General features: G+C 58.7%; 17 protein-coding genes. 10 read left to right on the top strand and 7 right to left on the bottom strand.

The genetic code is table 11. The features are described 5' to 3' along the window. The first annotated feature begins 38 nt into the window (after window positions 1–38). Together olsB and AC1DIG_RS20355 are read left to right on the top strand one after the other, a co-directional pair. The gene (olsB, locus tag AC1DIG_RS20360) at window positions 39–794 is read left to right on the top strand and encodes an L-ornithine N(alpha)-acyltransferase (RefSeq protein WP_054596060.1); all 756 of its coding nucleotides are present in this window, start codon (window positions 39–41) and stop codon (window positions 792–794) included. After that, window positions 794–1,585, top strand: a complete 792-nt coding sequence (locus tag AC1DIG_RS20355; RefSeq protein WP_477768726.1) for a lysophospholipid acyltransferase family protein — start codon at window positions 794–796, stop codon at window positions 1,583–1,585. The genes olsB and AC1DIG_RS20355 overlap by 1 nt, the downstream gene beginning before the upstream one ends. A gap of 120 nt (window positions 1,586–1,705) precedes the next feature. On the opposite strand, the gene AC1DIG_RS20350 is transcribed toward AC1DIG_RS20355, so the two are convergent. Then, window positions 1,706–2,290: an acyl carrier protein phosphodiesterase gene (locus AC1DIG_RS20350; protein WP_477768725.1), complete on the bottom strand. Its 585-nt coding sequence runs from the start codon at window positions 2,288–2,290 to the stop codon at window positions 1,706–1,708. A gap of 169 nt (window positions 2,291–2,459) precedes the next feature. On the opposite strand from AC1DIG_RS20350, the gene AC1DIG_RS20345 reads away from it, so the two are divergent. The 4 genes from AC1DIG_RS20345 (at window position 2,460) to AC1DIG_RS20330 (ending at window position 6,451) form a co-directional block, all read left to right on the top strand. Continuing rightward, a complete protein-coding gene (locus AC1DIG_RS20345) occupies window positions 2,460–2,765 on the top strand; it encodes an ArsR/SmtB family transcription factor (RefSeq protein ID WP_054596057.1) in 306 nt (101 codons plus the stop codon). Between the two features lie 301 nt (window positions 2,766–3,066). Then, window positions 3,067–4,233: an MFS transporter gene (locus tag AC1DIG_RS20340; protein WP_477768724.1), complete on the top strand. Its 1,167-nt coding sequence runs from the start codon at window positions 3,067–3,069 to the stop codon at window positions 4,231–4,233. A gap of 22 nt (window positions 4,234–4,255) precedes the next feature. Then, window positions 4,256–5,305 (top strand): alkene reductase, encoded by a 1,050-nt coding sequence (locus AC1DIG_RS20335; protein WP_477768723.1) that lies wholly within the window; start codon window positions 4,256–4,258, stop codon window positions 5,303–5,305. Window positions 5,306–5,425: 120 nt separating this feature from the next. Then, window positions 5,426–6,451, top strand: a complete 1,026-nt coding sequence (locus AC1DIG_RS20330; RefSeq protein ID WP_477768722.1) for an IS110 family RNA-guided transposase — start codon at window positions 5,426–5,428, stop codon at window positions 6,449–6,451. Between the two features lie 433 nt (window positions 6,452–6,884). On the opposite strand, the gene emhR is transcribed toward AC1DIG_RS20330, so the two are convergent. After that, the gene (gene emhR / locus AC1DIG_RS20325; RefSeq protein WP_477768721.1) at window positions 6,885–7,517 is read right to left on the bottom strand and encodes an efflux system transcriptional repressor EmhR; all 633 of its coding nucleotides are present in this window, start codon (window positions 7,515–7,517) and stop codon (window positions 6,885–6,887) included. 265 nt (window positions 7,518–7,782) lie between these two features. On the opposite strand from emhR, the gene emhA reads away from it, so the two are divergent. The 3 genes from emhA to adeC are packed head-to-tail and all read left to right on the top strand — an operon-like array spanning window position 7,783 to window position 13,568. Further along, window positions 7,783–8,940: an efflux RND transporter periplasmic adaptor subunit EmhA gene (gene emhA, locus AC1DIG_RS20320; protein ID WP_477768720.1), complete on the top strand. Its 1,158-nt coding sequence runs from the start codon at window positions 7,783–7,785 to the stop codon at window positions 8,938–8,940. Between the two features lie 3 nt (window positions 8,941–8,943). Further along, window positions 8,944–12,111, top strand: coding sequence for an efflux RND transporter permease subunit EmhB (emhB, locus tag AC1DIG_RS20315; protein ID WP_477768719.1), 3,168 nt, complete (start codon window positions 8,944–8,946; stop codon window positions 12,109–12,111). Then, a complete protein-coding gene (adeC, locus tag AC1DIG_RS20310; RefSeq protein WP_477768718.1) occupies window positions 12,108–13,568 on the top strand; it encodes an AdeC/AdeK/OprM family multidrug efflux complex outer membrane factor in 1,461 nt (486 codons plus the stop codon). Before emhB ends, adeC begins: the two co-directional genes overlap by 4 nt. A gap of 317 nt (window positions 13,569–13,885) precedes the next feature. On the opposite strand, the gene AC1DIG_RS20305 is transcribed toward adeC, so the two are convergent. The 5 genes from AC1DIG_RS20305 to AC1DIG_RS20285 form a co-directional block, all read right to left on the bottom strand. Further along, on the bottom strand, window positions 13,886–14,251 hold the full coding sequence (locus tag AC1DIG_RS20305; RefSeq protein ID WP_477768717.1) for a DUF6124 family protein: 366 nt from the start codon (window positions 14,249–14,251) through the stop codon (window positions 13,886–13,888). 505 nt (window positions 14,252–14,756) lie between these two features. Further along, window positions 14,757–16,775 carry a multinuclear nonheme iron-dependent oxidase gene (locus tag AC1DIG_RS20300; protein WP_477768716.1) on the bottom strand — a complete coding sequence of 673 codons (2,019 nt, stop codon included), beginning with the start codon at window positions 16,773–16,775 and terminating at the stop codon, window positions 14,757–14,759. A gap of 16 nt (window positions 16,776–16,791) precedes the next feature. Continuing rightward, the gene (locus AC1DIG_RS20295) at window positions 16,792–17,853 is read right to left on the bottom strand and encodes an aKG-HExxH-type peptide beta-hydroxylase (RefSeq protein ID WP_477768715.1); all 1,062 of its coding nucleotides are present in this window, start codon (window positions 17,851–17,853) and stop codon (window positions 16,792–16,794) included. A 113-nt stretch (window positions 17,854–17,966) separates the two neighbouring features. Then, on the bottom strand, window positions 17,967–18,443 hold the full coding sequence (locus tag AC1DIG_RS20290; RefSeq protein ID WP_477768714.1) for a GNAT family N-acetyltransferase: 477 nt from the start codon (window positions 18,441–18,443) through the stop codon (window positions 17,967–17,969). Between the two features lie 113 nt (window positions 18,444–18,556). Then, entirely contained in the window at window positions 18,557–18,814 is a 258-nt protein-coding gene (locus tag AC1DIG_RS20285) for an Os1348 family RiPP precursor (RefSeq protein ID WP_477768713.1), read from the bottom strand. A 618-nt stretch (window positions 18,815–19,432) separates the two neighbouring features. Between AC1DIG_RS20285 and AC1DIG_RS20280 the strand changes: the two genes are divergently transcribed. Beyond that, entirely contained in the window at window positions 19,433–20,695 is a 1,263-nt protein-coding gene (locus AC1DIG_RS20280) for an OprD family porin (RefSeq protein ID WP_477768712.1), read from the top strand. The last annotated feature ends 64 nt before the right edge of the window (window positions 20,696–20,759 follow it).

Raw genomic sequence — 20,759 nt, 5'->3', positions numbered from 1 at the left:
AACCCAAGACGGGTTCGCAGCCCGTACGGAGATTCGCAATGACTCAGATCGCCCGCATCAGCGACACCGGCAATGAACGCCGCCTGCAAGCCGAACGCCTGATCGGCGCCGAGGCATTGCAGGAAGCCCAGGCCCTGCGCTTCAACGTTTTCAGCGGCGAGTTCAACGCCAAGCTCAAAGGCGCAGAATTGGGTCTGGACATGGATGACTATGATGTTCACTGCGCCCACATCGGCGTGCGTGATTTGAATAGCGGACGCCTGGTAGCAACCACGCGTTTGCTCGACCATCAGGCCGCCAGCAGCCTGGGGCGTTTTTACAGCGAAGAAGAATTCAGCCTGCACGGCCTGGTCCATCTGCAAGGTCCGATCCTGGAAATCGGTCGCACCTGCGTCGACCCGGCCTACCGTAACGGCGGCACCATCGCCGTGCTCTGGGGCGAGTTGGCCGAAGTACTGAATCAGGGCGGCTACAGCTACCTGATGGGCTGCGCGAGCATTCCGATGCAGGACGGCGGCATTCAGGCCCAGGCGATCATGCAGCGTTTGCGTGAACGCTATCTGTGCACCGAGCACCTGCGCGCCGAACCGAAGAAACCGCTGCCGGCTCTCGACATCCCGTCCAACGTGATCGCCGAAATGCCGCCACTGCTCAAGGCCTACATGCGCCTGGGCGCGAAGATCTGCGGTGAGCCGTGCTGGGACGAAGACTTCCAGGTCGCCGACGTGTTCATCCTGCTCAAGCGCGACGAGCTGTGCCCGCGTTACGCCAAGCACTTCAAGGCGGCCGTGTAATGCGCCGGTTACGGGTGTACGCGCGAATCGCGCGAGTGCTGCTGGTGGTCGCGCTCGGCTTGAGCATGGCCAGCGTGTTCGGGCTGTTCGAGCGCATGGGGGTGGCCAACTCGATGGTGCGGCGCCAACGCTGGTCGCGGTTTTTCATGACCCGGCTGAGCAACGCCCTGCCCTTTCGCGTAACGGTCCACGGCGAACTGCCGCAAAAGCCGATGCTCTGGGTCAGCAACCATGTGTCCTGGACCGACATTCCGCTGCTGGGCATGCTTACTCCCTTGTCCTTCCTGTCCAAGGCCGAAGTGCGTACCTGGCCGGTCGCCGGCTGGTTGGCGGCCAAGGCTGGCAGCCTGTTCATTCGTCGGGGTTCGGGTGACAGCCAACTGATCCGCAAACAGATGAGCCGTCACCTTGAGCAAGCCCATCCGTTGCTGATGTTCCCGGAAGGCACCACCACCGATGGCCGTTCGTTGCGCACCTTTCATGGTCGCTTGCTGTCGGCTGCCATCGACGCGGACGTGGCGCTGCAACCGGTGGCCGTTCGTTATCTGCGCGATGGCCAGATCGACCCGCTCGCCCCGTTCATTGGCGATGACGACTTGCTTTCGCACTTGATGCGCTTGTTCGCCAACGATCGGGGCGACGTCGAGATCCATCTGCTCAAACCGATTGCCTGCCACGGCCAGGAACGCGCAGCACTGGCCTTTGCGGCGCAGCAAGCGGTGCAGAAGGCGTTGTTTGGAACAATCCCGGAAACGCAGCAGCGTCCTTTGCGTCCAGCGATAGCGGCTTGAAACAAATCCCCTGCAGGAACAAAAGCCCCCTGTGGGAGCGAGCTTGCTCGCGATAGCGCTTTATCATTCAACGATGATGTTGACTGACACACCGCCATCGCGAGCAAGCTCGCTCCCACATTAGATTTGCGCTATGAGGTGGTCTTGCGCAAACCTCTGAAGCTGCGGATAGAACAACCGGAAATCATCACTCAACGGCTCATACAACCGTCGCAACTCCTCCATCGCCGCAGCCAGTTCTTCAGGTCGCGACAGGCGCCGTGAAATCCCCCGCAGCACCTGGTCCAGCACCGCAAACTCCCGATAAGAACCCAGCCAGTCATTTGCCGCCATGTGCGGGGCGATCTGCGCCAGTCGCCCTGGCAACTGCGGTTCGGCAGCCAGCACCCGGTACACATCCGAAGTGAACCGTTCCAGCGGCTGGTCAGCGTAAAGCCTCCAGTCCCGCGCCAGGCAATGGTCGAAAAACACATCGAGCACGATCCCGGCATACCGCCGTCGTGTCAGCGTAAAGCGCGACAACGCCAGGTCGACCAATGGATGGCGGTCGGTAAACACGTCGATGCTGCGATGCAGCTGAATGGCCGCTTCGATCTCCGGATTGAACTGCCCTTGCAGCCGACCTTTGACGAAATCGCCATACAAACTGCCGAGCAATTGACCGGGGCGCTGGCCACCGAGATGAAGATGTGCGAGATAGTTCATGGGCGCAGCTTAGCACTGCCCCCTTGTATTTTTACAATCAACATATCGTTATAACCCGATATACCGATTTAGGCTGTCATCAGATCAAAATCATATTGGTATATCGCGAAATACCGATTTAAAGTTCGCCTCATCGCGATATAACGTTTTACCCAACCCGAGCACTGCCATGTCCACCATTGACCTCGACGAAATAATAAAAGCCCTGGCGCACCCGGTACGGCGAGAAATCCTGCACTGGCTCAAAGACCCGACCGTCGAATTCCCCGACCAATCCCACAGCAACGAGCACGGCGTCTGTGCCGGGCAGATCGATCAACGTTGCGGTTTGTCGCAGTCCACGGTTTCCGCCCATCTGGCGACCTTGCAACGCGCTGGCCTGATCAGCAGCCGTAAAGTCGGCCAGTGGCATTTTTTCAAACGCAACGAGGAAACCATTCAGGAATTCCTCCGCACCTTCAGCAAAGAGCTCTGACCCTTAGGGGGCGTTCTCAATTAGTTTCCACACCGCGCCGGGTCTGCTGTTGTGCAGGGCAAGGCGCGAGAAGCGTGGTTTGGTCGTTCCAAATAAGCTTCGAGCAACACAGCCCTGCACAACAGCAGGCCCGGCCCTTCGGGTTGAGCCTTAAAGCGGGCCATGCTGCGTTGCAGGCCTTGGAAAGGGAACAACCATTCCCAGCGGCCTGCGCCTTGCCTGGCCCGCTTTAAGGAACAACGCGGCGGGGAAACTAATTGAGAACGCCCCCTAACGTCAGTACGCCGATAAGGAATCAACAATGCCCCTCTCGCTCCTCATTCTGGCCCTGAGCGCCTTCGCCATCGGCACCACCGAGTTCGTCATCATGGGCTTGCTGCCCGACGTGGCGGCCGACCTTGGTGTGTCGATCCCTGGCGCCGGCTGGCTGGTGACCGGTTACGCCCTGGGCGTGGCCATCGGCGCGCCGTTCATGGCACTGGCCACCGCCAGGCTGCCACGCAAGGCTGCGCTGGTCGTGTTGATGGGCATTTTCATTGTCGGCAACCTGCTCTGTGCATTGGCCAGTGACTACAACGTGCTGATGTTTGCCCGTGTCGTCACCGCCCTGTGCCATGGCGCGTTCTTTGGTATCGGCTCAGTGGTGGCCGCAGGTCTGGTGCCTGCCAACAAGCGGGCTTCGGCCGTTGCACTGATGTTCACCGGCCTGACCCTGGCCAATGTGCTGGGCGTACCGCTGGGCACTGCGTTGGGTCAGGAAGCCGGCTGGCGTTCGACCTTCTGGGCAGTGACCGTGATCGGCGTGATTGCGCTGATCGGCCTGATCCGCTTCCTGCCGGCCAAACGCGACGAAGAAAAACTCGACATGCGCGCCGAACTGGCTGCCCTCAAAGGCGCCGGGATCTGGCTGTCGTTGAGCATGACCGCACTGTTCGCCGCATCGGTCTTCACCTTGTTCACCTATGTCGCACCGCTGTTGGGCGAAGTCACCGGTGTCTCGCCACGCGGCGTGACCTGGACCCTGGTGCTCATCGGCCTGGGCCTGACGGTCGGCAACATCATCGGCGGCAAGCTGGCTGACAAAGGCATGGCGGCGACGCTGATTGGCGTGTTCATCAGCATGGCGGTGGTCTCCACCGTGCTGACCTGGACCAGCGTTGCATTGATCCCGACCGAAATCACCCTGTTCCTCTGGGCCACGGCGTGCTTTGCCGCCGTCCCCGCCCTGCAAGTGAACGTAGTGACCTTCGGCAAGGCGGCACCGAACCTGGTGTCGACCCTGAACATCGGCGCTTTCAATGTCGGCAACGCACTCGGTGCCTGGGTTGGCGGCAGCGTCATCGCCCACGGTTTCGGCCTGACCAGCGTGCCCCTCGCAGCCGCTGCACTGGCGATCCTGGCGCTGCTGGTAACCCTGATTACTTTCCGTCAGAGCGGTAATCCCGAACTGGCCCCTGCTACCAACTGATACCTCACGAGGGTTGTATTAAATGACGACTATTTTCGATCCAATCAAGCTTGGCGACCTGCAACTGGCGAACCGCATCATCATGGCGCCACTGACCCGCTGCCGCGCTGACGAAGGCCGCGTACCGAACGCACTGATGGCTGAATACTACGTGCAGCGCGCGTCCGCCGGCCTGATCCTCAGCGAGGCCACCTCGGTCTCGCCGATGGGCGTCGGCTACCCGGACACCCCGGGCATCTGGTCCAACGACCAGGTGCGCGGCTGGAGCAACGTGACCAAAGCGGTGCACGGTGCCGGCGGCAAGATCTTCCTGCAACTGTGGCATGTGGGCCGGGTTTCCCACCCGTCCTACCTGAACGGCGAAGCACCGGTTGCACCGAGCGCCATCCAGCCAAAAGGTCATGTCAGCCTGGTTCGCCCACTGGCCGACTACCCAACGCCACGCGCACTGGAAACCGCTGAAATCGCCGATATCATCGACGCTTACCGCGTTGGTGCGGAAAACGCCAAGGCTGCCGGTTTCGACGGCGTGGAAATCCACGGTGCCAACGGCTACCTGCTCGACCAATTCCTGCAAAGCAGCACCAACCAGCGCACCGACAATTACGGTGGCTCCCTGGAAAACCGTGCTCGCCTGTTGCTGGAAGTGACCGACGCCGCCATCGAAGTCTGGGGCGCAGGTCGCGTCGGTGTGCACCTGGCACCGCGCGCCGACTCCCACGACATGGGTGACGACAACCTGTCCGAGACCTTTACCTACGTCGCTCGCGAACTGGGTAAACGCGGCATCGCGTTCATTTGCTCCCGCGAGAAAGAAGCCGGCGACAGCCTGGGCCCGCAGTTGAAAGAAGCCTTCGGCGGCCCGTACATTGCCAACGAACGTTTCACCAAGGACAGCGCCAACGCCTGGCTGGCCAGCGGCAAGGCCGATGCGGTCGCCTTCGGCGTGCCGTTCATTGCCAACCCGGACTTGCCTGCACGCTTGAAGGCCGATGCACCGCTGAACGAAGCGCGTCCGGAGCTGTTCTATGGCAAAGGTCCGGTCGGCTACATCGACTATCCGACGCTGTAATAAATCGCTCTACAAACAAAAGCCCCGACTCTCGCGAATCGGGGCTTAATGAGATGGTCACCCCCACACCCTGCGAGGGCTACGCTTTCGCAGGGTGTTTTGTTTTCGGAGGCCATCATCATGAGCGAGTCTGCACTGGTCGGGATCGATCTCGGTAAACACAGTTTTCATCTGCACGGCCAGGACAAATCGGGTCGCGAGGTGTTTCGCAAGAAGCTCTCGCGTCCACAGATGATGCAGTTCTTCGGCAACCTGCCGGCCTGTGTCGTGGTGATGGAGGCGTGTGCCGGCGCACATTTTGTCGCTCGTCAGCTGATCGCCATGGGGCATCAGGCCAAACTGATTTCTCCGCAGTTCGTCCGGCCCTTCGTCAAGGGCAACAAAAACGACTTCGTCGACGCCGAGGCCATTTGCGAAGCGGCCTCGCGTCCATCGATGCGCTTCGTTTCGCCTAAAACAGAGGCACAGCAGACGCTTTCCGTTCTGCACCGCCTGCGCGAATCGCTGGTGCACGACCGCACCAAAGCCGCCAATCAGATGCACGGTTTCCTGTTGGAGTTTGGTATCAGCCTGCCCAAAGGTCTGGCGATCATGAAACGTTTGGCGAGTATCCTGGCTGAGCATGAGTTGCCGGTTCGGCTCATCGGGCAGTTGCAACGACTGCACGATCACTTCGTTTACCTGGATGAGCAGATCAAGGACCTGGATAAAGAGCTGGCAAGCCAGCTGGCCGCCGATGATCTGTGCAGTCGCCTGCTGAGCATGCCGTGTGTCGGCCCGATCACCGCCAGCCTGCTGGCGGTCGAAATGGGCGACGGTCAACAGTACAAGTGCAGTCGCGACTTCGCCGCGTCTGTGGGGCTGGTGCCCAGACAGTACAGCACCGGTGGCAAGGCGAATTTGCTCGGCATCAGCAAGCGCGGTGACAAGCACCTGCGGCAATTACTGGTGCAGTGTGCTCGGGTCTACATGCAAAGGCTGGACTACCAGCGTGGCCGTTTGGCCGACTGGGTACGCTCAATGCTGACGCGACGCCACTCCAATGTGGTGGCCTGTGCTTTGGCCAACAAGCTGGCGCGAATCGCTTGGGCGCTAGCGGCTCACCATACGCAATATGAAGCAGGGCCAGACGCGCTGAACGCCTGACCCTGCGGTTGTTGCAGTACCACGAACCACCCTTCAGGTTTTGCGATAGCTGAACAACGGATGACGTGAACGGCCCACCGGCCTGACGAAGAACCTGTAAAACAAATCGGCTCCTGAAGCCGAGGGCTTTTTAAGGATCGTCAGGCGCGACTCTCATCGTGGCGCGGGGCATGCCCCAAACAGACGCCGGATAGATTTAAGCAAGCCAACCACTTCACCCATTAATCAGTATTGCAAAAACGGGGGTGACCATAGATTTTGTTTTGCGAACATTGCAGGGCCGTAGCTTCCTCACACTCATTCACAAACCCGCAACAAATTCCCTACAAAATACGTAGCTCGCTACCTATCAACCTGGCGAGCGTACGTATATAAAAGCACCCTTCACCCGAATCGGGCATTGACACAATGGGATCCAATTACGCATTTTGTTTCAATTGCGTAGGCTGGGGCTCAAGCGCAGCATGTCCAGACCCGTGTCGACCCAGCGCGCAGCTTCAATGTGTAGCTGAAAGCTGTCGGGAGCGAGCAGCCACTGATACAGAATGCCGTCAACATAAGCGTGAATGCTGATCGCAGCGCGGGCCGTGTCGAGATTCTCCGGCAACTGGCCCCGTTTCACTGCATTACGCAATGCCAGTTCGATACGCACATTGCACTCCAGACTCACGGTGCGGCGCTGCTGGCGCAGATCACACATTTCATCAGTGAATTCGCACTTGTGGAACAGAATCTCATTGATGCGTCGGGTCTTCGGGTCCAGGGCAACTTGATGAAACAAATGAATCAGCAGTTTGCGCATGCATCCCAGCGGATCCTCTTCCTCTGCACTTTCGCTCGCCCTGGCCATCTCATCCAGCGGCTCATGCAAGCTGTCGAGCATCGCCTGAACCAGATCGGCCTTGTTGCTGAAATGCCAGTAGATAGCCCCACGCGTAACACCGGCCAGGGTAGCGATGTCCGCCAGTGTCGTGCGCGCTACGCCCCTTTCGTAAAAGGCCTTTTCTGCCGCTTCGAGTATCTGGCTACGGGTTTCTTGAGCTTCCTCTTTGGTGCGACGGACCATGGCAGTAAAACCTCAATCAGGAATGCTTCAGCGATGTCTGTACACCGTCTGAACAAATGTGGGGCGAGCTCTCTGAAGTCTCATCCCCAGCCTACAATTCTCACCTTGCATCGACTTTTGTAACCGGATGGGTACTGAGCCAGGCTATTTACAAACAACCATGAACGTAAGTATATTCCTTAGCAAGCTACTTATCCACCCGGCATAATTTTTTACCTTTACACTTTTCTTGTGCGCGTGTTGCGCGCCTGACCCGAGGATCTTCATGCAATTCAAGCCAGCTGTTACCGCTCTGGTTACTGCCGTCGCCCTGGCATCGCTGCTCAGCGGATGTAAAAAGGAAGAGGCGCCCCCTGCCCCTCCAGCCCCTCAGGTCGGCGTCGTAACCCTTCAACCGCAAGCCTTTACCCTGACATCCGAGCTGCCGGGTCGCACAACGGCCTACCGCATCGCGGAAGTTCGCCCACAGGTCAATGGCATCATTCTCAAGCGCCTGTTCAAGGAAGGCGGCGAAGTGAAGGAAGGCCAGCAGCTTTACCAGATCGATCCTTCGGTCTATCAGGCCACCCTGAACAGCGCACAAGCCAACCTGCAATCGACCAAGTCGATTTCCGATCGCTACAAGCAACTGGTCAACGAGCAAGCCGTAAGCCGTCAGGAATACGACACCGCCGTGGCCAACCGCCTGCAATCGGAAGCCGCCTTGAAAAGCGCAGAGATCAATGTGCGCTACACCAAGGTCTACGCACCGATTTCCGGTCGCATCGGCCGCTCTTCGGTCACCGAAGGCGCGCTGGTCAACAATGGCCAGGCCGACGCCATGGCCGTGATCCAGCAACTGGACCCGATCTACGTCGACGTTACCCAGTCCTCGGTCGAGCTGCTTGAACTGCGCCGCGAACTGGAAAGCGGTCGTCTGCAAAAGGCCGGCGAGAATGCCGCCATGGTCAAGCTGACCCTTGAAGACGGCAGCCAGTACAAGCAACAGGGCAAGCTTGAGTTCTCTGAAGTGTCGGTCGACCAGACCACCGGTTCCGTGACCTTGCGCGCCGTGTTCCCCAACCCGGACCACACCCTGCTGCCGGGCATGTTCGTTCATGCACAACTGCAAGCCGGGGTGAACGCCGCCGCGATTCTCGCGCCGCAACAGGGCGTGACCCGTGACCTCAAAGGCGCGCCAACCGCTCTGGTGGTCGGTGCAGACAACAAGGTCGAATTGCGTCAGCTCAAGGCCAACCGCACGGTCGGCAGCCAATGGCTGATTGAAGATGGCCTCAAGGCCGGCGATCGCCTGATCACCGAAGGACTGCAATTCGTCAAACCTGGCGTCGTAGTCAAAGCCACTGAAGCAACTAACGTAGGCGCAAAGAACCCAGCCCCCGCACAGGCAGCTAACACTGCCGCTGGCGGTAAAGGGGAGTAAACCATGTCGAAATTTTTTATCGACCGTCCGATTTTCGCCTGGGTTATTGCCCTGGTGATCATGCTGGTCGGGGCTTTATCGATCCTCAAGTTGCCGATCAACCAATACCCGAGCATCGCCCCGCCGGCGATCGCCATTTCCGTTACCTACCCAGGCGCTTCCGCACAAACCGTGCAGGACACCGTGGTTCAGGTGATCGAACAGCAGCTCAACGGTATCGATAACCTGCGTTATGTGTCCTCGGAAAGTAACTCCGACGGCACCATGACCATCACTGCCACCTTCGAGCAAGGCACCAACTCCGATACCGCGCAGGTCCAGGTCCAGAACAAACTGAACCTGGCCACCCCGTTGCTGCCGCAAGAAGTGCAGCAACAGGGTATCCGCGTGACCAAGGCAGTGAAAAACTTCCTGCTGGTGATTGGCGTGGTCTCGCGTGACGGCAGCATGACCAAGGACGACCTGTCCAACTACATCGTGTCCAACATGCAGGACCCGATCTCGCGGACAGCCGGTGTAGGCGACTTCCAGGTGTTCGGTGCCCAGTACGCCATGCGTATCTGGCTGGACCCGGCCAAGTTGAACAACTTCAACTTGACCCCGGTGGACGTCAAAGCTGCCGTTGCTGCACAAAACGTGCAGGTATCTTCCGGTCAGCTCGGCGGTTTGCCTGCCCAGCCCGACACTCAGCTCAACGCTACCATCATCGGCAAGACCCGCCTGCAGACCGCAGAGCAATTCAAGGAAATCCTGCTCAAGGTCAATAAGGACGGCTCTCAGGTTCGCCTGAAAGACGTCGCCGATGTCGCGCTGGGTGGTGAGAACTACAGCATCAACGCCCAGTTCAACGGCGCCCCGGCCTCCGGTCTGGCGGTAAAACTGGCCACCGGCGCCAACGCCCTCGACACCGCCAAAGCCCTGCGCAAGACCATCGACAACCTCAAGCCATTCTTCCCGGAAGGGATGGAAGTGGTGTTCCCGTACGACACCACTCCGGTGGTGACCGAGTCGATCAAGGGTGTGGTTGAAACCCTGGTTGAAGCGATCGTGCTGGTGTTCCTGGTGATGTTCCTGTTCCTGCAAAACTTCCGCGCCACAGTCATCACTACCATGACTGTGCCTGTGGTGTTGCTGGGTACGTTCGGGATCCTCGCGGCGTTCGGTTTCAGCATCAACACCCTGACCATGTTCGGTATGGTGCTCGCCATCGGCTTGCTGGTGGACGATGCCATCGTCGTGGTGGAAAACGTCGAACGGGTGATGAGCGAAGAAGGCCTGTCGCCCAAGGAAGCCACCAAGAAATCCATGGGCCAGATCCAGGGCGCACTGGTCGGTATCGCCCTGGTACTCTCGGCGGTACTGCTGCCGATGGCGTTCTTCAGCGGCTCTACGGGTGTGATCTACAAGCAGTTCTCGATCACCATTGTCTCGGCCATGGCCCTGTCGGTACTGGTTGCCCTGATATTCACCCCGGCGCTCTGCGCCACCATGCTCAAGGCTATTCCCCACGGTGAGCACGGCGCGCCGAAACGCGGCTTCTTTGGCTGGTTCAACCGCAACTTCGACCGCGGCGTAAGAAGCTACGAGCGCGGTGTCGGTAACATACTCAAGCAAAAGGCCCCGTACCTGCTGGCCTACGTCATCATCGTGGTCGGCATGATCTGGCTGTTCACCCGCATTCCGACGGCGTTCCTGCCGGAAGAAGACCAGGGTGTACTCTTCGCCCAGGTCCAAACCCCGGCCGGCTCCACCTCCCAGCGTACGCAAGTGGTTGTGGATGAAATGCGCGAATTCCTGCTGCGTCCAGGCAAGGATGGCGGTGAAGGCGACGCGGTGAACTCGGTGTTTACCGTGACCGGCTTCAACTTCGCCGGCCGTGGCCAGAGTTCGGGTATGGCGTTCATCATGCTCAGGCCATGGCACGAGCGGAACGCCGACAACAGCGTGTTCAAGGTTGCGGCCCGCGCCCAACAGCACTTCTTCACCTTCCGTGACGCCATGGTGTTCGCCTTCGCGCCACCGGCGGTACTGGAATTGGGTAACGCCACTGGTTTCGACGTGTACCTGCAGGATCGCGCCGGCATCGGTCACGAGAAGTTGATGGCTGCCCGCAACCAGTTCCTCGGTATGGCGGCGCAGAGCAAGGTGCTGTCGCAGGTCCGTCCAAACGGTCTGAACGACGAACCGCAATACCAGCTGGAAATCGACGATGAAAAGGCCAGTGCCTTGGGCATCACGATGACCGACATCAACAGCACTCTGTCGATTGCGCTGGGCAGTAGCTACGTCAACGACTTCATCGACCGTGGTCGAGTGAAAAAGGTTTACATACAAGGCCAGCCGGGTGCTCGCATGAGCCCTGAAGACCTGAAGAAATGGTACGTACGCAACAGCCAGGGCACCATGGTTCCGTTCTCCGCGTTCGCCAGGGGCGAGTGGATCTACGGCTCGCCGAAGCTGGCGCGTTACAACGGCGTAGAAGCGATAGAAATCCTCGGGGCGCCAGCGCCTGGTTACAGTACGGGTGAAGCCATGGCCGAAGTCGAGGCCCTGGCCCAGAAACTGCCGGCGGGCGTGGGTATTTCCTGGACCGGTCTGTCGTATGAGGAACGTCTGTCCGGCTCGCAAGCTCCGGCGCTGTACGCCTTGTCGTTGCTGATGGTCTTCCTCTGTCTGGCGGCGCTGTACGAAAGCTGGTCGATTCCGATTGCGGTAATGCTGGTTGTACCGCTGGGGATCATCGGTGCCCTGCTCGCCACCAGCCTGCGCGGACTGTCCAACGACGTGTACTTCCAGGTGGGTCTGTTGACCACCATCGGTCTGGCGGCGAAAAACGCCATTCTGATTGTCGAATTCGCCAAGGAACTGCATGAACAAGGGCGCAGCCTGACTGACGCAGCCATCGAAGCCTGTCGGATGCGTTTGCGACCGATCATCATGACCTCGCTGGCGTTCGTCCTTGGCGTGGTACCGCTGGCCATTTCCACCGGCGCAGGTTCGGGTAGCCAGCATGCGATCGGTACCGGGGTGATCGGCGGTATGCTGACGGCCACCGTACTGGCGATCTTCTGGGTCCCACTGTTCTTTGTCACTGTGTCGTCGATGGGTCAACGCAAGACTGCTGATCAGGATGACGTCGCTATAGAAACTTCTAAAGAGGCTGGCCAATGAGCAAGTCGCTACTCTCCCTAGCCATCGCCGCGTTCGTGCTCGGTGGCTGCTCGCTGATACCGGATTATCAGCAGCCTGCCGCACCGATTGCGTCGCAATACCCACAAGGTCCGGCGTACTCGCCGGCCCAGGCCGCAAACCAGGCTGCAGCCGAACAAGGCTGGAAGCAGTTTTTCCGTGACCCGGCGCTGCAACAGCTGATCCAGACCGCTCTGGAGAACAACCGCGACCTGCGTGTCGCGGCACTGAACATCGACGCCTTTGCGGCTCAATACCGCATCTCGCGCGCCGACCTGTTCCCGGCCGTCTCGGCGACCGGCACCGGCAGCCGCCAGCGGATTCCGGCGCGAGCATCGCAGACCGGTAAAGAGAGCATCAACGCCAGCTACTCGGCCACCGTGGGCGTCAGCGCCTATGAGCTCGACCTGTTCGGTCGCGTTCGCAGCCTGAACGAACAAGCGCTGCAAAACTACTTCGCCACTGAAGAGGCACGCCGCAGCACCCAGATCAGCCTGGTGGCCAGCGTGGCCAACGCCTACCTGACCTGGCAGGCCGACAAGGAACAGCTGAAACTGTCCCAGGACACCCTCGCCACCTTCGAAGAAAGCTACCGGCTCACCGCCCGCAGCAACGAAGTCGGCGTGGCGTCGGCGCTGGACCTGAGCCAGTCGCGTACGGCCGTGGAAACCGCCCGGGTCCAACAGGCGAAATTCACTCGCCTGGTGGCCCAGGATGAAAACAGCCTGGCGCTGCTGTTGGGCACCGGTTTACCGGCCAACCTGGCAGCGGGCCAGCCGTTGTCCGATGACCTGCTCAGTGAAGTGCCGGCCGGTCTGCCGTCCGACCTGCTGCAACGTCGCCCGGACATCCTTGAAGCCGAACACAAGCTCAAGGCTGCCAACGCCAACATCGGCGCGGCACGGGCAGCGTTCTTCCCGAGCATCAGCCTGACCGCCAATGCCGGCACCCTGAGCCCGGACCTCTCCGGTCTGTTCAAGGGTGGTTCGGGGACCTGGCTGTTCCAGCCACAAATCAACCTGCCGATCTTCAATGCCGGCAGCCTGAGCGCCAGCCTGGATTACTCGAAAATCCAGAAGGACATCACGATCGCGCAGTACGAGAAGTCGATTCAGACCGCCTTCCAGGAAGTCTCCGACGGCCTCGCCGCACGCCTGACCTTCAACGAACAGTTGCAGGCCCAGCGTGATCTGGTGGCCGCCAACCAGAATTACTACCGCCTGGCCGAGCGTCGCTACCGCATCGGTGTCGACAGCAACCTGACCTTCCTCGACGCCCAGCGTCAGTTGTTCAGCGCGCAGCAATCGTTGATCACCGACCGCCTGTCGCAACTGGTCAGCGAAGTGAACCTGTACAAGGCTCTCGGTGGTGGCTGGAACGCGCAAACCGCGAAGAACGAGCCGGTGAAAGAAGAAGCACCGAAGCTGAAGATGTTCTGATAACACCCGTAAAAACGAAGCCCACCATTTGGTGGGCTTTTTTTTGGTTCTTCACGGAATCCCGGGAAACACAGAAACAAGAACGCCGATTTGATTGATGATGTTCGTGCGGGTGAACGATCAATGTTTACGCAAGCCGTTACGCAAACCGTAGCAGCTGTCGAGCCCGCGAGGCTGCGTTCGGCCGCGAAGCGGTCGTGAAATCAGGCAGCGCGTTCTTTCAGGCAAACCGCGTGTGCAGGATTGGCGAGGACTGCGTCCTCGAACGCAGCCTCGCGGGCTCGACAGCTGCTACGCGGGAGCCGCGTTCTTATCTGTTACTCCGGTGGATCGAGGTGGTCCAGTGCTCGATTCACCGCCAACTCGGCCAGGGAAATCATCTGTTGAATCGCCAGTGCGGTATTGCGTTTGGGACCGTCGAGGTCGAACGCCAGATCGCTGGCCATGACATTGGCTGAGGCGAGGGTTTCGCAGGCGTGGGCCAGCAGGGTTTCGCTGTCGACGTCAGGGGCGATCACAAAAATGCAGCCGGGACGTCGATCGGCTAACAGTTGTTTGGTTTCGGGCAGCACCAGGTAATGATCGAGTGCACGGTGTGCGGCGGCGTGGAGTTCTTTTGAGTCGAGGGAGGCGTAGGGGGAAACAGGGTCGGTTTCGGGAGGATTCGGCGTAGGTTTGAACATTGGGGGTCATCCATTAGTAGGGCTGCAACCATTGCGCTACTAAACGAAAGGGTGGCAGCTGTGCGCAAGTTAGTAGACCGGGTAACCCACCAAAGCCGGCGCGCCCGAGGGCGCCATGCGCACAGCTACCATCAAGTGCAGGGAAACCCTGACTGGATGACACTCATGCAGCCGTTGGAAAGTTAACGCGGGCTACTAAACCCGATCACTGATGGGCAGTGACACGGAAACAATAGAGGCGACGACCAAGGCGCACAAGCTGGCGGATTCTGGCGCAGGTGTAGGCCGTGACGCAAGGCGTTGTAGCCTCCGATGGGCACAGCGTGGGCAAGCTTAAACACCCGTCGTAGCAGCTGCCGAGCCCGCGAGGCTGCGTTCGAGGACGTAGTCCTCGCCAACCCTGCGTACGTGGTTTTCCTGAACGAACGTGTTGCCTGATTTTACGACCGCTTCGCGGCCGAACGCAGCCTCGCGGGCTCGGCAGCTGCTACGGATTCACTAGCCTTCATAACCGGTTTTTTGGGGAGCCAATTTCAAATGACAGAACGTCTCCCCCCCCAACCCCGTTGACCAGAAACACCGGCTCTTCCAGATAGTGCAGCCCCAGCCGGTTTTCGAACACTTCATCGCGTAATGCCGCCGTGGTGAAACAACCCAGCCCCAGGGCGGTGGCCACCAGTGAAAAGGTCTGACTCAGATGCCCGGCATCCATCAATGCCACCCGCAGCGCCCGGCTGAACTCATATTTCCAGGCCATCCGCTCGACCCGCGCCGTGGACACAAACACTGCCGCTGCGCCCTTGATCCACGGCTGTTCGCCACAGGCGTCGCTGATCCAGATTCGCGGGTCTTCCCGTGACAGCAGCTCGAGCCCGTGGCGGCGTACCGAATAGTGGTAAAGACCGCGTTCGAAACCTTGCACATTCATCAGCACCGCATACACCTCGGTGCCCTGCAGCGAACCGCCGGCCGGTGAGGTTTTCTTCAGGAAATAATCGCCCATGCGGTTCTGCTCCATGACCGTCGCGCCCCACGTGTAGTAGAGCAACAGGGACAATTGCTGCGCGCTCAGCGGCTGGTCACTGAAGGTTCGCGACGTGCGGCGCTCGCACAGCGAATCGAGCAATGTCGATTGGGCAATCGCGCCGGAAGGCGCCAGCAGCGGGTTTTCCAGGGCAACGAAAGGATGGGAGAAATAATCCTTGAACGCCGACGGCTGACGTCGCGCCGAGGCCTTTTGCTCAAGCTGCATTTCTAGATCGTTGACACTGATGTAGGGCGTGTGCGACCCAGTCCGAGTGCTCAGGTAAAACTCCAGCGCCGCGTCCCAATGGGCCCAAAGGCTGGTCGGATGGCTGCGCTCAATAGAAGCGCCAGTGTCAGATGACGTCTCGACCGGCTGCAGAACACCCTGGCTGATCAGCTCCCGCAGGAACGCCAGGTGGTCGTCTTGCTCGGGACTCTGCAAAACACCCGGCAGCAACAAGGCACTGCCCAGTGTCTGGGGAGTCAGGAAGTGGCGCAGCAACGGCAGAAACATTACACCGAATTCCAGACTCAGGTCCCACTGCCGATCGCGGATAAAAAACGATGCCGAGCCGACGCTGAGCCAGGTGCTTTCCCTGAGTTTCAACAGGGTTTGCGCACCCTGCTCGAGTTGCGTTTGCGGCTCTTGCCGGGAAAAACCCTGCCAGAACAAGGCTTTGGGCCGAAGGGACTTGATGGCCGTGATCAACGTCAACAGTTCTGCATCATCGGCTTTGCGGGAAATATCCCACTCAAGGGTGATCGCTTTCACCGGCGATGAATCAAACAAGTGACGCAAGATGTCCCAATCCCGCTGTGGATGGCCGGTATGTATTTCAATCAGCCGGTCCAGCGGCAACGAACGCAAGTAGGTGTTCAGGTCATAACCCAGGGTTCTGGCGGTCGCGATCGCGCTGTCGAGGTCCAGCAGAAAGCCCGAGTCACTGCGCTCCACCACTCTGGAGATGAACGCGCCTTCAGATTGGTCTTGTGCGTCGTGCAACGAAAACAACCGTGGTGCGTTTTCCAGCACCAGCAGCGTTGCCGTGAGGTCACGCAATTCGATGGCGTTGGCTACCACCGTGTCAGCCACCTCTTGGGCCAGGGTCGGCAAAATGAAGTGCTGAGTGTCGCCACCGTGAAACCGCGACCAGGAAATATGCTCGGCCAGCCAAGGCGAGCGGGTTTTTTCGCACAGCCGCCGAGTCATTTGCAGAAATTCGCGGTCCATCGCGATGCCCACGCTGCCCAGGGACAAACTGGAAGAATGCAGCAAGCTCGGTACTTGCGCACCGAGCTCAAGCAGACGCGGTTCCAGAATGCAGTGCGTCGGCTGAAACTCAACGTAATCGAAGTGCGGCAAGCCCTCGGCAAGAATCCGTTCTATGGTCGGGTCGAGCCCCTCCTCCGATAATTCATCCTGAGGCGTGTGCCGTGGCAAATGGTATTCCAGCCCGACGCCGGCCTCGGGAAACTGCGAAGCATCAAACATCGCCATGTCCGCCTCCCTGGCGTCAACCGGTCAGGCCCAGCATGCGTTTAGCCCCCGCCGCAGCGCCCGATATCGCCAACAACGCGGCGTGTTGAGTTTCCAGCGCCCTGACTTCTTTGATCAGGCTTTCCAGCAGTTGGCGGCCTTGAGGGGTGAAATCCGCGCACGCTTCGAAATCGGGTAACGCCTTGATCAAGCCTTGCAGGATGAACACCAGGCGTTTTTGCGCCCGCTGCAGTTCTTGGGACGAGCGCGAACGAACCCGCTCCAGGTATTTGACCAACGCGACGTACACGAAAAATGCATGGAAATAGCCATAGAGGTCACGCTTCTGCCCCGACCACGGCAAGGTGAACAGTGCCTCCCGCGAGGTCTCATCCCTGACGACCGGGCACACTTCGACAATGTTGTAGAGCAACTGATGAGTGGCCTCATGCACCAGCGACTCTTCGAGGTCGAGTATCGAATCATCCCGGTTCGAGATGAGGATGATCCCGGTGAAGCGCGAAGCCGAGCAGCTTCGAAATGAGCCATCGGGCAAATAACAGATGGACTTGACCAGTTTTCTAAACTGTTCACGACAGGCGGGCCACGAGTGCTCTATCCGCAACAACGCAATATTCACCACATCGCAAAAGAAACTCACGGAATGACCATGACGCTCCAATTGCTTACGGGTCGCTTCATCTTGCGGAAACTCATAACTGGGCGGTGCCACTTTCGTCACCAACGGATCAACATTAAAACGATACACGGGTGGGCAGTAATCATTCATGTGAACACTGTCGTTCTTTTTCACCCGCGCCAGCATCAGTGGAAACTCGACCAACATGTGCTCTAACTCATCGGTATTCGCTGCCTTTTTCGTGATGACCAGGTTGGCATAATGAGCCGTCAATACACTCCACACTTGAAACACCGGATCATTGATAATCACGCGCTGCTCGCGGCTCGGCGGCACGATAAGATTGAATGCCTGCTCGAAAAACTCCGCCAACTGCGGAGCATTGGGAAACAGTTGAAAAAGTTCGGTGTACAGCGCAACAAAGCTTGTGTAGCGATTTCGACTGACACGTTCCAGCAATACGTCAAATCGCGAAGGCTCCGTGTCCGGCAGAAATGTCGTGCCCTGAAACAACTCGTCATCGGATAGCTCACGCAGACCACTGTTCCCGATTTCCATTTTTCAACCTTCCCTTAGGTAGGCGGCAACGGCTTCGCCATCGTCAGACTGGCGATGCCATACCCTGATTGTTCATAAAGACGACGCGCCGCATCGTTGCGACCAAAGACATGCAGTCGCACTTCTTCGCATCCCGCCTGGCGTGCCCATGACTCGAGGGCCAACAGTGATTGTTTTGCATAACCCTGGCGGCGCTCTCCGGGGTCAATGTAAATGTCCAGAATGAAGGCACTCTTGCCGGCACCGGTGTGTCGCTCGGCGACCCACAACTCGCCAATGCGACGTTCTTGATCCTTGATCACCCAGAGTTGGTTTTTTTCAGTCGATCGCCCTTGCGGCAACAACTGCTCGAAGACACTGCGTGCCCTTTGTCCGGCCTCCTCATGGGCCCACTCCCCCGCGACGACCATACCGTTGCCATATTCCGCAACGGCTCTTTCGGCGAACGTTGCAAAGTCCGCGTTATCCATTGGAGCCAAGGTGACAGACATGAGTCATTCACTCCGCGCTCGACCGCTGTGCCTCATGACAGTTTATAAAGCCATTCGGCGTACCACCGTGAAAGACCCACCTTTCGGGGCACGCCAAATGGCATCACCGGTCGTTAATCCATGCGCGCTTGCTGTTGCTGGGTATCAAATATGGCACGCGTCCCCAGATTACTTCGAATACCGGCAGAGGCAGCTGACAGTTTTGCAGCATCAATGCCTTTAACCGCCGCAATTTCATCAGCACTTAGATGCACACCAATATTTTTAGCTGCCGAAGCAGGATCATTGTGAAGTGCATCGGCAAACCCCTGATCCAGCACAGCACGTCCAACCACCGTGGCCAGGGTCTGCTGATTGACTTTATTGCTCATGGTACTTCTCCTTGTTATTCCGGCATGACGGAAAATGCCCCCCTGACGACGCATGAAACTTTCCTTCGCCCGCCCTGGGGACTTTGAATATAGCAAGGCCACTGCTCTTTTCCAGCCATACCCACAACTCCCTTTAAACCGTTTCACGATAATCGATAACACCGTTTCTTAAGGTTAACTGGCGATGATGGATAATGCTTTAATGACAACAAGAACTGTAGGAAACCTCTTACAACTAAAGCAATAGGCACTTCTATTTAATAGCCACTAGACAGCAATGCGTCATTAATAGAACACAACGTCGGACGCCCATTATCGACCCGAATAACTATGGGATTTAATTAACAATGCTTCATACCGCTGGTGATCCGACAGGCGCTGATTAGCGTTCGATTATCGCCCAAAACCCGGTACGCCCGATTGAATCCCGCCATTGATCCCCCGCACCATTCCCTCACCTACAAGAACCCATAACAACAGGTCCGGCACCATGACTGCGCACCCTACCCGCTCCGGCTGATCTCGCCCGTTCGTTGCCCCGGATTCGAATTTTTGTCTGCAACCCCTGGTTGCGGCTGCGTCCTGCTTCATCCCTAACAATTAGAGAGACCTGACTTCATGAAGCCTTCCACCTGTGCAAAACAGCTCTTGCCGACTCTATTGACCGCCACACTGGTCAGCACGGCCTTACCGGCGTTAGCCGAAGAGTCAGGTTTTCTAGACGGCGCCCAGGCCAACCTCAACCTGCGCAACTTCTACTTCAACCGCAACTTCACCAACCCGACCCATGCGCAGGGCACGGCGGCAGAATGGACGCAAAGCTTCATCCTCGATGCCAAATCCGGGTTCACCCAGGGCACCGTCGGTTTCGGCATGGACGTATTGGGCCTGTACTCGGTGAAACTCGATGGTGGACGCGGCACTGGTGGGACGCAGCTGTTGCCGCTGGACCACGATGGTCGCCCCGCCGATAACTTCGGACGTCTGGGCGTGGCGTTCAAGGCGAAGCTTTCCAAGACCGAGTTGAAAGTCGGTGAATGGATGCCGGTGCTGCCGATCCTGCGTTCGGACGATGGGCGTTCGTTGCCGCAAACATTCCGCGGTGGTCAGATCACCTCGAAGGAAATCGACGGCCTGACGCTCTACGGCGGTCAGATGCGCGCTAACAGCCCGCGTGACGACAGCAGCATGAGTGACATGTCGATGACCGGCAAACCCGCCGTCACCTCCGACCGCTTCAACTTTGAGGGCGCCGAATACAGCTTTAACGACAAGCGCACGCAAATCGGGGTGTGGAATGCCCAGCTCAAGGACATCTACAGCCAGCAATTCATCAACCTGGTCCACACCCAGCCACTGGGCGACTGGACGCTGGGCGCCAACCTTGGCTTCTTCTATGGCAAGGAAGATGGCAGCGCACGGGCCGGCGACCTCGATAACAAAACCTGGTCCGGGCTGTTCTCGGCCAAATATGGCGGCAACACCTTCTATGTCGGCTTGCAGAAACTCACCGGCGACAATGCCTGGATGCGGGTCAACGGCACCAGCGGCGGAACGCTGGCCAACGACAGTTACAACTCAAGCTATGACAACGCCCGGGAGAAATCCTGGCAACTGCGCCACGACTACAACTTCGCTGCCCTCGGCATTCCAGGTCTGACCCTGATGAACCGCTACATCAGCGGCGACAACGTGCACACCGGGACCGTCACCAACGGCAAGGAATGGGGTCGCGAGAGCGAAATCGGCTACACCGTGCAAAGCGGCAGCCTGAAAAACCTCAACGTCAGATGGCGTAACTCGACCATGCGTCGGGACTACAGCAACAACGAGTTCGACGAAAACCGCCTGATCGTCAGCTATCCGATCAGCCTGCTCTGATGCGATAAAAATACCGCGAGGACATGAACCGTTCAGCACCGTTATGCTCCTATGGAGACTTCCA

Source organism: Pseudomonas sp. 05N431, from assembly GCF_056397005.1.
The sequence above is the reverse complement of the archived record's forward strand: the minus strand, read 5'-3'. Positions and strand labels throughout refer to the sequence as shown.